Annotated in this window: 10 protein-coding genes; 4 read left to right on the forward strand and 6 right to left on the reverse strand. The window is 69.3% G+C overall.

Annotated elements, in window-relative coordinates; all coding sequences use genetic code 11:
* Nucleotides 1-369: 369 nt before the first annotated feature.
* On the reverse strand, nucleotides 370-678 hold the full coding sequence (locus tag STRTUCAR8_RS23785) for a hypothetical protein (protein WP_241784700.1): 309 nt from the start codon (nucleotides 676-678) through the stop codon (nucleotides 370-372).
* A gap of 144 nt (nucleotides 679-822) precedes the next feature.
* Between STRTUCAR8_RS23785 and STRTUCAR8_RS23790 the strand changes: the two genes are divergently transcribed.
* Nucleotides 823-1470 (forward strand): dihydrofolate reductase family protein, encoded by a 648-nt coding sequence (locus tag STRTUCAR8_RS23790; protein ID WP_006378515.1) that lies wholly within the window; start codon nucleotides 823-825, stop codon nucleotides 1468-1470.
* 49 nt (nucleotides 1471-1519) lie between these two features.
* On the opposite strand, the gene rbsD is transcribed toward STRTUCAR8_RS23790, so the two are convergent.
* The 5 genes from rbsD to STRTUCAR8_RS23815 all read right to left on the reverse strand — a co-directional run bounded on the left by rbsD (nucleotide 1520) and on the right by STRTUCAR8_RS23815 (nucleotide 7561).
* Nucleotides 1520-1918: a D-ribose pyranase gene (rbsD, locus tag STRTUCAR8_RS23795; protein ID WP_006378509.1), complete on the reverse strand. Its 399-nt coding sequence runs from the start codon at nucleotides 1916-1918 to the stop codon at nucleotides 1520-1522.
* Nucleotides 1915-2916, reverse strand: a complete 1002-nt coding sequence (locus tag STRTUCAR8_RS23800) for a ribokinase (RefSeq protein ID WP_006378511.1) — start codon at nucleotides 2914-2916, stop codon at nucleotides 1915-1917. Before STRTUCAR8_RS23800 ends, rbsD begins: the two co-directional genes overlap by 4 nt.
* A gap of 118 nt (nucleotides 2917-3034) precedes the next feature.
* Nucleotides 3035-4990: an ABC transporter permease/substrate-binding protein gene (locus tag STRTUCAR8_RS23805; protein ID WP_006378510.1), complete on the reverse strand. Its 1956-nt coding sequence runs from the start codon at nucleotides 4988-4990 to the stop codon at nucleotides 3035-3037.
* Nucleotides 4980-6521 carry a sugar ABC transporter ATP-binding protein gene (locus tag STRTUCAR8_RS23810; protein ID WP_006378516.1) on the reverse strand — a complete coding sequence of 514 codons (1542 nt, stop codon included), beginning with the start codon at nucleotides 6519-6521 and terminating at the stop codon, nucleotides 4980-4982. Before STRTUCAR8_RS23810 ends, STRTUCAR8_RS23805 begins: the two co-directional genes overlap by 11 nt.
* Nucleotides 6518-7561, reverse strand: coding sequence for a LacI family DNA-binding transcriptional regulator (locus STRTUCAR8_RS23815; RefSeq protein WP_006378519.1), 1044 nt, complete (start codon nucleotides 7559-7561; stop codon nucleotides 6518-6520). The genes STRTUCAR8_RS23810 and STRTUCAR8_RS23815 overlap by 4 nt, the downstream gene beginning before the upstream one ends.
* 274 nt (nucleotides 7562-7835) lie before the next feature.
* Here STRTUCAR8_RS23815 and STRTUCAR8_RS23820 point away from each other — a divergent pair, with 274 nt between their 5' ends.
* The 3 genes from STRTUCAR8_RS23820 to STRTUCAR8_RS23830 all read left to right on the forward strand — a co-directional run bounded on the left by STRTUCAR8_RS23820 (nucleotide 7836) and on the right by STRTUCAR8_RS23830 (nucleotide 12080).
* Nucleotides 7836-8201 (forward strand): cupin domain-containing protein, encoded by a 366-nt coding sequence (locus STRTUCAR8_RS23820; protein WP_006378512.1) that lies wholly within the window; start codon nucleotides 7836-7838, stop codon nucleotides 8199-8201.
* A gap of 65 nt (nucleotides 8202-8266) precedes the next feature.
* Nucleotides 8267-10531, forward strand: coding sequence for an SF1B family DNA helicase RecD2 (recD2, locus tag STRTUCAR8_RS23825; RefSeq protein ID WP_006378513.1), 2265 nt, complete (start codon nucleotides 8267-8269; stop codon nucleotides 10529-10531).
* A gap of 250 nt (nucleotides 10532-10781) precedes the next feature.
* Nucleotides 10782-12080 (forward strand): citrate synthase, encoded by a 1299-nt coding sequence (locus STRTUCAR8_RS23830; protein WP_044472755.1) that lies wholly within the window; start codon nucleotides 10782-10784, stop codon nucleotides 12078-12080.
* Nucleotides 12081-12218 lie beyond the last annotated feature (138 nt).

A 12218-nucleotide genomic window follows, 5' to 3' on the forward strand; every position in this document is an offset into this window, starting at 1 on the left:
ATCACGACCGTAGCGACGGCGACTGCAACGAGAGACGTTCGCCCTGCTTCGATTCTCTCGAAACACCACAACATCGTGTAGTAGGCGCCGAAGTGCAAGCGCACCTCGCTTGGATCGCTCAAATCAGGAGTCTGTTCGTGTTGGTGACCGTAGTGGAGTCGTGCCATATTGTGGCGGACAGCCACCGTCTCACCAGAGTTGAGTTCTTGGAGCAGGCTCCGAGCGGTCTCAAATCTGGATCGCCGATGCTCCGTCTGGTGAGCCCGTACGGCGATAGCAATCGCCGCCAACGCCAATACCACTGACGCAACGCTCGATATCGCTGACCAGTCATCGACGTTCATTGGTCCCCCAACCAACAAGGTCAGTTCATGCCGACAGAGCCTCACGGAACTCCCGCACCGCCGGACGGGTGCGCCAACGGTCGAGGGTCTGGAGTACTTCGCCCAGCACCCGCACTGTCCGCTCCGACTTCATGTCGTGGGCGACTTCCGCCGACGACTTCCCTACTCGGGCCGCCTCGTCCGGCTCACCGCTGAGCGCCAACGCCGCCGCCCGCCGCGCGTTGAAGAAGCCGGTATCCCGGTTGGACAGCGCCCCCGCGCTTATGACGTCCGAGAACATGACGGCCGCGGTGCTCGGCTTCCCCGCCTCGGTGAACGTAATAGCGTCGCGCAACAGCCGGGTGTGCCCGGTGAAGTACGCGCCCCCCCTCAATGTTGAACCACACGCGACCAAGCTGAATCAACCGGCGGGCGACACCGCCTCCGGCTACCTTGAGGTCCCGCCACCCCACCAGCCGCAGGAACGGAGCCGCCGGCCATGTCACTCGTCCGCGTCCACAACTTCACCATCTCGCTCGACGGCTTCGGCACCGGCGAGGGGCAGACCCTGGAGGCGCCGTTCGGCCATGCCGGCGAGAGGCTGCACCAGTGGATGTTCACCACCCGGTTCTGGCACGAGATGACCGGCTCGCCCGGCGGGACCGGGGGCATCGACGATGCCTTCGCCCAGCAGTTCGCGCCCGGGATCGGCGCCGAGATCATGGGCGCCGGCAAGTTCGGCCCGCCCGGCTGGCACGAGGACCCGGAGTGGAAGGGCTGGTGGGGACCCAACCCCCCGTTCCACACACCGACCTTCGTCCTCACCCACCACCCGCGCCCGTCGATCGAGATGGAGGGCGGCACGACGTTCCACTTCCTCGACACCTCGCCCGCCGAGGCGCTCGACGCGGCCCGCGAGGCGGCGGGCGGCCAGGACGTCCGCATCGGCGGCGGGCCCACCGTGGTCCGTGACTTCCTCGCCGCCGGGCTCGTCGACCAACTGCACACCGTGGTCGTCCCGGTCCTGCTCGGCCGAGGCGTACGCCTCTGGGAGGGACTGGAGGGCGTGGAGAAGGACTACGCGGTCGAGGCCACCTCCTCGCCCACCGGAGTCACGCATGTGACGTTCACCCGTACGGGTCTCTGAAGCCGGTCTCCGAAGTCGTCTCTGAAGCCCCACGCCCGTCGAGCCGGGCTCAGAAGAAGACCCCGCACCGCAGCAGCACGTTCGCGTACGGGCGGGCCTCACCTGTCCGTACGACCAGCCGTGCCCCCGCCGACAGCTCCTTGAGCCGCTCGTGCGGGACGAGCGTGAGGGCGGCGGGCTCGGGGAAGTGCCCGTCCAGCAGCTTCGCGGCCCCCGGATTCGCCTCCCGTACCTCCGTCGCCGCCGTGGCACCCTCGACGACCAGCTCGGTCAGCAACCCGTCGAGCACCTCCGCGAACGACGGCACCCCGGCCCGGAAGGCCAGGTCCACGACACGCGGCCCGGCCGGTATCGGCATACCCGCGTCGCACACCAGCACCCCGTCACCGTGGCCCAGCTCGGCCAACGCGCCCGCGAGATGACGGTTCAGGATCCCCCCGCGCTTCACTGGAACTCACCTCGCGAGGCCTCGCCGGTCGACTGTCCCGGGTTGTTTTCGCGGCCGGGGGCCCGGGGGTCGTCCCCCGGGGAGGCACAGCACAGCGCCTCGACCTCCTCGGCCGTCGGGAACGACACCTGGGCGCCGGCCCGCGTCACCGCTGCCGCGCCCACCCGGGCCGCGTAGGCCGCCGCCTGGGCCAACGACTCGCCCGCGCCCAGCCGCCACGCCAGTGCGGCGGTGAACGCGTCGCCCGCCCCCGTCGTGTCCACGGCCTCCACCGGCACCGACGGCACCCGTACCCGCTCCCCGGCCCGTACGGCGACCAGTGCGCCCCGCGCGCCCAGGGTGATGACGACCGAGCGCGGCCCGAGCGCGAGCAGCGTCTTCGCCCAGTCCTCCGGCGAGTCGCCCAGCTCGGCGTCCGCACCGGCGATCACCCGGGCCTCGTGCTCGTTCACGATCAACGGGTCGCAGGCCGAGAGGACTTCGCGCGGCAGCGGACGGGGAGGCGACGGGTTCAGCACGAACCGGCTCTCGGGAGCCAGGTTCCGTACGACCTCGACGACCGACTCCAGCGGAATCTCTAGCTGTGCCGACACCACCCGCGCCGCCTGGAACAGGCTCCCCGCGGCCTGGATGTCCTCGGGCACCAGCCGCCCGTTGGCGCCCGGCGACACCACGATGCTGTTGTCGCCCGACGGGTCCACGGTGATCAGCGCGACCCCGGTCGGTGCCCCGCCGACCAGTACGCCCACCGTGTCGACGCCGGCGTCCACCAGCGAGTCGAGCAGCAGGCGGCCGTGGCCGTCGTTGCCGACTCGCGCCAGCAGCGCCGTACGGGCCCCCAGCCGGGCGGCGGCGACCGCCTGGTTGGCGCCCTTGCCCCCCGGGTGGACGACCAGGTCGGAGCCGAGCACCGTCTCACCGGCCGCGGGCCGCCGCTCGACCACGGTGACCAGGTCGGCGTTGGCCGATCCCACGACCAGCAGGTCGTAGTCGTACATGAACAGTCTCCCCATACAGATCAGTTGTACCGGCTGACGGTCGGTCAGACGGCCAAATGCCCAGTTCGGTCGCTCCACCGGGTCCGGCGGCCTGCCCACTCTTCAGCGGCGAGCCCGCTCAGCCGCCGAACGCCGCCACGTTCTCCTTCGTGACGACCTTCACCGGCACCATCACCGCCTTCTCGACGTCCTTGCCCTCGGCGACCCGCAGCGCGTTCTCCACGGCGATTCTGCCGAGCTCCTTGGGCTGCTGGGCGACCGACGCGTACAGCGAACCGTCGGCGACCGCCTTCAGCCCGTCCGGCGTACCGTCGAAGCCGATCACCTGCACCGACGTGCCGGCCTTGCCGCCCAGCGCCTTGATCGCGCCGAGTGCCATCTCGTCGTTCTCGGCGAAGACACCGCTGATGCCGGGGTTGGCCTGGAGGAGGTTGGTCATGACGTCGAGGCCCTTGGTGCGGTCCCAGTCGGCGGGCTGCTCGGCGACGACCTTGATGCCCGGGTAGGCCTTCAGCCCCTCGGTGAAGCCGGCGCCGCGCTCACGGCTCGCGGAGGTGCCCGCCTGGCCCTGGAGGACGACGATCGTGCCCGTGCCGCCCAGCTTCTCGGCGAGCGACTTCGCGGCCAGCCTGCCGCCGGCCGTGTTGTCGGAGGCGACGAGGGTGGCCGTGTCCGCGTTGTTGACCGACCGGTCGACCGCGACGAGCGGGATACCGGACTTGTTCACGGCCCGCGCGGCGGGACCCGTCGCGTCCGAGTCCACCGGGTTGACGATGATCGCCCCGAGGCCCGAACTGGTGAAGTTCTGCAACTGGTTGGCCTGCTGGGAGGCGTCGTTCTGGGCGTCCGTGACGGTCAGGTCCACCCCCAGCTTCTTGGCCTCGGCCTGGGCACCGGCCCGGATCTGCACGAAGAAGGGGTTGTTCAGCGTCGACAGGGACAGGCCGACCTTCTGGCTCGTCGCGGACGACGAGCCGCTGTGCAGCAGCGAGGTCGCACCCACGACCGCCGTCGCGACCACAGCGGCCAGCACGTACGTCAGAGCCTGCTTGCGCCGGTCACCGCCACCGGCCGCCCCGGCCGGCGCCACCGTCGCGCCGCTCTTCCTGCGCACGGTGTCGAACAGCACCGCCAGAGCGATCACGACACCGATGACGACCTGCTGCCAGAAGGCGGACACCGAGAGCAGGTTGAGGCCGTTCCTGAGCACCGCCAGGATCAGCGCACCGATCAGCGTCCCGGACGCCTTACCGGTACCACCGGCCAGACTCGCCCCGCCGATCACGACCGCCGCGATGGCGTCCAGCTCGTACCCCTGTGCGGCCTGCGGCTGCGCGGAGGACAGCCGCGACGCGAGCACGATGCCCGCGGCTGCGGCGAACAGCCCGGACAGCGCGTAGATCGCCAGTTTCTGCCGCTTCACCCGCAGCCCGGACAGCCGGGCCGCCTCCTCGTTGCCGCCGATCGCGTACATGGAACGGCCCAGGTACGTACGGCCGAGGACGAACGCGGTGATCAGCCCCATGGCCACCATCACCAGCACGGGCACCGGCAGCCAGCCGCCCAGCGTGTCACCGAGGTGCGAGACCGAGTCGGGGAACGCGATCGGCGAACCCTGCGAGATCACCAGGGACAGCCCGCGCCCCACCGACAGCATGGCGAGCGTCGCGATGAACGGCGGCAGTTTGCCGTACGAGATCAGGAAGCCGTTGACCAGGCCGCACGCGATGCCGGTGAGGACGGCCAGGACGACCGCTGTCGCGACCGGCACGCCCTCCGAAGTCGCCGCCCAGGCAAGGACGGTGGCCGACAGCGCGGCGACGGAACCGACCGACAGGTCGATGCCCGCCGAGACGATCACGAAGGTGACGCCGAAGGCGAGGACGGCGGTCACGGCCGCCTGGACACCCACGTTGAGCAGGTTGTCCGTCGTCAGGAAGTCGCCGGACAGCGCCGACATCGCGATGACGAGGACGATGAGCGCGGTGAGCGCCCCGTTGTCGAGCAGGACGCGGCGCAGGCCGCTCGTGGCGCCACTCGCGCCCGTCGGCCTCTTGAGCGTGTCAGTGGCCACGGGAGCCCTCCACTTCGTTCACGGAGTTGTTGTTCGTGTTGATGTTCGTGCTGACGGCGAGCGCCATCACGGAGTCCTGGGTGGCCTCGGCGGCCGTGAGTTCACCGGCGATCCGGCCCTGTGCCATCACCAGCACCCGGTCGCTCATACCGAGCACCTCGGGCAGATCGCTGGAGATCATCAGTACGGCGGCGCCGGCGGCCGTCAGTTCGTTGATCAGCTGGTAGATCTCGACCTTGGCACCGACGTCGATACCGCGCGTCGGCTCGTCGAGGATCAGCACCCTGGTGTTCGCGAGCAGCCACTTGCCGATGACGACCTTCTGCTGGTTGCCCCCGGAGAGGGTGCGCACCTGCTGGCCGAGCCCGGCCATCCGTACGCCCAGCTGCTCGGCGACCTTCGCGGCGGCGGCCCGCTGCCCCTTGAGGTCGACCAGCCCGCCCCTGGTCGCGGCCCGCAGGGTGACCAGGCCGAGGTTCTCCTCGACCGAGGCGTCGAGGACCAGCCCCTGCCCCTTGCGGTCCTCGGGCACGAGTCCGATCCCGGCGGCCATGGCGGCCCCGACATCGCTCCCGCGCACGTCGGCGCCCGCGACGGACACGGACCCCTTGTCGTACGGATCGGCGCCGAACACCGCCCGTGCGACCTCCGTACGCCCGGCCCCGACCAGCCCCGCGATGCCGACGACCTCACCGGCCCGCACCTCGAAGCTGACGTCGTGGAAGACGCCGTCCCGGCTGAGCCCCTGCACGGTGAGAAGGGCGGTGCCCGCCTCGGTGGCCTCCCTCGGGTACTGCTGTTCGATCGACCGTCCGACCATGAGCCGTACGAGCTCGTCCTCGGGCGTGTCGGCGGGCACCTGCCCGACGCTCTTCCCGTCCCGGATCACCGTCACCCGGTCGCCGAGGGCGGCGATCTCGTCCAGGTGATGGGTGATGAAGACGATCCCGACACCGTCCTCGCGCAGGCTGCGCACGATGGCGAACAGCTTCTCGACCTCTTCGGAGGTGAGTACGGCGGTCGGCTCGTCCATGATCAGCACGCGCGCGTCCAGGCTCAGCGCCTTCGCGATCTCGACCATCTGGAGCCGTGCGATACCGAGTTCACGCACCCGCGCGCGTGGAGACACGTTCACACCCACGCGCTCCAGGAGCACGGCGGCGTCGGCCTCCATCCGCTTCCGGTCGATTATTCCGTAGCGACGCGGCTGCCGGCCCAGGAAGATGTTCTCGGCGACCGTCAGATCGGGGACCAGGTTGAACTCCTGGTAGATGGTGGCGATCCCGAGCCGCTCGGAGTCCTGCGCCCCGTGGATACGGGTCTCCTCGCCGTCGACGAGGATCCGGCCGGCATCGGGGCGGTAGGCGCCGGAGAGCATCTTGATGAGGGTGCTCTTGCCCGCGCCGTTCTCACCGAGCAGTACGTGCACCTCGCCCCGGCGCAGCTGGAAGTCGACGCCGTCGAGCGCGACCACGCCGGGGAAGGACTTCCGTATGCCTTCGATGCGCAGCAACTCGTTGTGGTTGCTCACGACTGGCTCCTGTTCGTCACGGGGGGCTGTACAGAGGGAGTTGGGGGAGCCGGCGCACCGCACGACCGCCGTACGACGAGGTGCGCGGCCAGCGTCACGGACTGCGGGGGCCGGCCCTCGATCATGTCGACCAGCGCCCGGACGGCGGCCCGCCCCAGTTCACCGGTCGGCTGCGCGATGGCCGTGACGGGCGGATCGGTGTGCACGAACCACGGGATGTCGTCGAAGGCCGCGAGCGCGATGTCCCGCGGAACACGCATCCCACGCGCGCGTACGGCGTCCAGCGCGCCCAGCGCCATCAGGTTGTCGGCGGCGAAGACGACCTCGGGCGGCTCGGCCAGATCGAGGAAGACGTCCGTCACCCGGCGCCCGCTCTCGGCCTGGAAGTCGCCCTGCCCGATGTAGGCGTCGGGGAGCGGCAGCCCGTACTCGGCCAGGGCCTCCCTGAAGGCCTCGACGCGCTCACTGCCGGTGGTGGTGGCCGCCGGGCCCGCGATGATCGCGAGGCGCCGGTGCCCGAGCCCGTGCAGATGCGAGACGAGATCACGGACCGCCGTGCGCCCGTCCGCCCGTACGACCGGTACGTCCACGCCCGGGATCCAGCGGTCCACGAAGACCATCGGGGTGCCCCCGCGCGCGGTGTCCAGCATCAGCGGGGAGCCGCCGTCGGTGGGGGAGACGAGGAGGCCGTCGATACGGCGGTCCAGCAGGGTCCGTACGTGGTGGTCCTGGAGGTCGGGGCGTTCGTCGGCGTTGCCGATGATCACGCTGTAGCCGAGGGCGCGGGCCTCCTCCTCGACCGAGCGGGCCAGGGTCGTGAAGTAGGGGTTCATCACGTCGCTGATGACCAGGCCGAGGGTGCGGGTCTGGTCGGTGCGCAGGGAACGGGCGACGGCGTTCGGGCGGTAGCCCAGCGCCTCGACGGCGGCCAGTACGCGTGCGCGTGCGTCCGCGCTGACCGACGGATGGTCGTTCAGAACCCGCGACACCGTGGCGACGGACACGCCCGCCTCGGCGGCGACGTCCTTGATGCTCGCCATCGCCGGACCACCTCCTTGTGGCTCCGTAGTCGTGTGGAATCGTTTACACGACCGACTGAAGACAGATTGGAATCGATTACACGGACGTAGACAAGCCCCTGGCCGATTCCCGATACAGGATCGTGATGCGAGGCACCGGGACGAGCGCCCGCGCCTGACCACCTCGGAGCCCTCCACCGTGCGGTCGCGGACGCCGGGGGACCGGTGCCAGGCTGGACGTACGGAGAAGTTCCCGCCGGCCGACCAGGTCCTCACGGGCCGGAGCGGAGGAGTCATGACGGCAGCGACTCGGACCGACGTTCCCATCGCGCTCGAAGGCGACGGCGTCGTGCTGCGTACGCAGGTGATCGGCGGAGGCTTCTCGGTCGGCTATGTGACCCTGCCGCAAGGGGCGGACATGGGCCCGGCGTTCAAGGGCCTGCCCGGTGACGCCTGCCAGTGCCCGCACTGGGGCTATCTGCTCAAGGGCCGGCTGCTGATGCGCACCGACGAGGGCGACGAGACGTACGAGGCGGGTCAGGCCTACTACTGGGGGCCCGGCCATGTCCCGGTGGCGCTGGAGGACAGCGAACTGGTGGAGTTCTCCCCGACGGACGATTTCCGGAAGGTGATCGACCACCTCACGTCCGCCGTGGGCTGAACGCCTTCGGGGGCGTTGTCCACAGCTCCCCGCGGCCTGTCGGTGCCGGACGGTAGCGTCGGATCATGTCGAATCAGGCGGGCGGTCCGAAGCAGACGGCACAGGGGGAACGGCACCTGGCCGTCCTCGAAGGCGTCCTGGAACGGATCACGTACGCCAACGAGGAGAACGGCTACACGGTCGCCCGGGTCGACACCGGGCGCGGCGCCGGTGACCTCCTCACGGTCGTGGGCGCGCTGCTGGGCGCCCAGGCCGGGGAGTTGCTGCGCATGGAGGGCCGCTGGGGCTCACACCAGCAGTACGGCAAGCAGTTCACTGTCGAGAACTACACGACGGTCCTGCCCGCCACCGTCCAGGGCATCCGCCGCTATCTCGGCTCGGGCCTGGTCAAGGGCATCGGCCCGGTCTTCGCCGACCGGATCACCCAGCACTTCGGCCTGGACACCCTCCGGATCATCGAGGAGGAGATCGAGCGGCTCATCGAGGTGCCGGGCCTCGGCCCCAAGCGCACGAAGAAGATCGCCGCCGCCTGGGAGGAACAGAAGGCGATCAAGGAGGTCATGCTCTTCCTCCAGAGCGTGGAGGTCTCCACGTCCATCGCCGTGCGTATCTACAAGAAGTACGGCGACGCCTCGATCTCGGTCGTCAAGAACCAGCCCTACCGCCTCGCCACCGACGTCTGGGGCATCGGCTTCCTCACCGCCGACAAGATCGCCCAGTCCGTCGGTATCCCGCACGACAGCCCCGAGCGCGTCAAGGCAGGTCTCCAGTACGCCCTTTCGCAGGCCACCGACCAGGGCAACTGCTACCTCCCCGAGGAACGGCTGATCGCGGACGCGGTGAAGCTCCTCCAGGTCGACACGGGCCTCGTCATCGAGTGCCTCGCCGAACTCGCGGCGCCCCCCGAGGAGGGCGAGGACCCGGGTGTCGTACGGGAGAAGGTCCCCGGCCCCGACGGAGACTCGGAACCCGTGACAGCGGTCTACCTGGTCCCCTTCCACCGCGCCGAACTCTCCCTCTCCGCCCAGCTGCTGCGCCTCCTGCGCACCGGCGAGGACCGGATGCCCGCCTTCCACGGCGTGGCCTGGGACAAGGCGCTGAGCTGGCTCCAGGGGCGTACGGGGGCCGATCTCGCCCCCGAGCAGGAGGCGGCCGTCCGGCTCGCGCTGACGGAGAAGGTCGCCGTCCTCACCGGCGGCCCCGGCTGCGGCAAGTCCTTCACGGTCCGCTCCATCGTCGAACTGGCTCGCGCCAAGAAGGCCAAGGTCGTCCTCGCCGCCCCGACGGGCCGCGCCGCCAAACGCCTCGCCGAACTCACCGGCGCAGAGGCCTCCACCGTCCACCGCCTTCTGGAACTGAAACCCGGCGGCGACGCGGCCTACGACAGGGACCGCCCCCTGGACGCCGACCTGGTGGTGGTGGACGAGGCCTCGATGCTGGACCTGCTGCTCGCCAACAAGCTGGCGAAGGCGGTGGCACCGGGTGCGCATCTGCTGTTCGTCGGGGATGTGGACCAACTCCCCAGTGTCGGCGCGGGCGAGGTCCTGCGGGACCTGCTGGCCGACGGCAGCCCCATCCCCGCCGTCCGGCTCACCAAGGTCTTCCGGCAGGCCCAGCAGTCGGGCGTCGTGACGAACGCGCACCGGATCAACTCCGGGCAGCATCCGGTCACCGACGGCATGAGGGACTTCTTCCTCTTCGTCGAGGACGACACCGAGGAGGCGGGCCGACTCACCGTGGAGGTGGCCGCACGGCGAATTCCGGCCAAGTTCGGCCTGGACCCCCGGCGGGACATTCAGGTGCTCGCGCCGATGCACCGGGGCCCGGCGGGCGCCGGCAACCTCAACGGGCTGCTCCAGCAGGCGATCACACCGGGGCGCCCGGGCCTCCCCGAGAAGCGGTTCGGCGGCCGGGTCTTCAGGATCGGCGACAAGGTCACCCAGATCCGCAACAACTACGACAAGGGCGAGAACGGCGTCTTCAACGGCACCGTAGGCGTCGTCACCTCCCTCGACGAGGTGGAACAGCGACTCACGGTGCTGACGGACGAGGACGAGGAAGTGCCGTACGACTTCGATGAGCTGGACGAACTCGCCCACGCGTACGCGGTGACCATCCACCGCTCCCAGGGCAGCGAGTACCCGGCGGTGGTCATCCCGGTCACCACGGGCGCGTGGATGATGCTCCAGCGCAACCTCTTGTATACGGCCGTCACCCGGGCGAAGAAGCTGGTCGTCCTGGTCGGTTCACGCAAGGCGATAGGCCAGGCGGTGCGCACGGTGTCGGCGGGGCGGCGCTGCACGGCACTGGACCACAGACTGCGTTCGTGACCGTCATGTCCGCCATGACCGTCGTGCCGTCGCGGCCATGGCAAAAAAATGATCGATCAAATGAGTCACAAAGCTCACAGGGCACTTCCGGAACCAGGGCGAAGGGGGGCAGGATGAGTAGCTTGGCGGCACTCAGTGCCGCCAATAGGCCCAATGGTCGACCCCGAGTGCACTCTCCTGCGCCAAATGGGGGATGGTAGAGACAGTCAGGGCACCTCGAAGAAGAGGCACAACGTCGGTGAGGGATGACGTGAGCGAGCACACCAACAACGCTGTAGTACTGCGGTTCGGCGACGGCGAGTACACCTACCCGGTGATCGACAGCACCGTCGGCGACAAGGGCTTCGACATCGGGAAGCTCCGCGCTCAGACCGGTCTCGTAACTCTGGACAGCGGCTACGGCAACACCGCCGCCTATAAATCCGCGGTCACCTACCTCGACGGCGAGCAGGGCATCCTTCGGTACCGCGGGTACCCGATCGAGCAGCTCGCCGAGCGCTCCACCTTCCTCGAGGTGGCGTTCCTGCTGATCAACGGCGAGCTTCCGACCGTGGACGAGCTCTCCGTCTTCAAGAACGAGATCACGCAGCACACCCTGCTGCACGAGGACGTCAAGAACTTCTACCGTGGCTTCCCGCGTGACGCGCACCCGATGGCGATGCTGTCGTCGGTCGTCTCCGCGCTGTCGACCTTCTACCAGGACAGCCACAACCCGTTCGACGAGAAGCAGCGCAACCTCTCGACGATCCGGCTGCTCGCCAAGCTTCCGACCATCGCCGCGTACGCGTACAAGAAGTCGATCGGTCACCCGTTCGTCTACCCGCGCAACGACCTCGGCTACGTCGAGAACTTCCTCCGTATGACCTTCTCGGTGCCGGCGCAGGAGTACGACCTCGACCCGGTCGTCGTCTCCGCCCTCGACAAGCTGCTGATTCTGCACGCCGACCACGAGCAGAACTGCTCGACGTCGACGGTCCGTCTGGTCGGCTCCTCGCAGGCCAACATGTTCGCGTCGATCTCGGCCGGTATCTCCGCGCTCTGGGGCCCGCTGCACGGCGGCGCCAACCAGTCCGTGCTGGAGATGCTGGAAGGCATCAAGGCGAACGGCGGCGACGTCGACTCCTTCATCCGCAAGGTGAAGAACAAGGAGGACGGCGTCCGCCTGATGGGCTTCGGCCACCGGGTGTACAAGTCCTTCGACCCGCGCGCGAAGATCATCAAGGCTGCCGCGCACGACGTCCTCTCGGCCCTCGGCAAGTCCGACGAGCTGCTGGACATCGCGCTGAAGCTGGAGGAGCACGCGCTCTCCGACGAGTACTTCGTCTCGCGCAACCTCTACCCGAACGTCGACTTCTACACCGGCCTCATCTACCGCGCGATGGGCTTCCCGACCGAGATGTTCACGGTCCTGTTCGCCCTCGGCCGCCTCCCGGGCTGGATCGCCCAGTGGCACGAGATGATCAAGGAGCCGGGATCGCGTATCGGCCGCCCGCGCCAGATCTACACGGGCGTTGTCGAGCGGGACTTCGTGCCGGTCGAGCAGCGCTAGCAGCTCCGCAGGGTGCGGTGACTTGGGCCGCGGGTTCGTCGTGGCTGGTCGCGCAGTTCCCCGCGCCCCTTCGGGGGCGCGGGTACGGGCGCAACCGAAACTTCGCGCGCGGGTCCGGTTGGCACAGAAAAGCGGAAG

Origin of the sequence: Streptomyces turgidiscabies Car8 (genome assembly GCF_000331005.1) — a bacterium.
In the GTDB taxonomy this organism is placed as follows: Bacteria; Actinomycetota; Actinomycetes; order Streptomycetales; family Streptomycetaceae; genus Streptomyces; species Streptomyces turgidiscabies.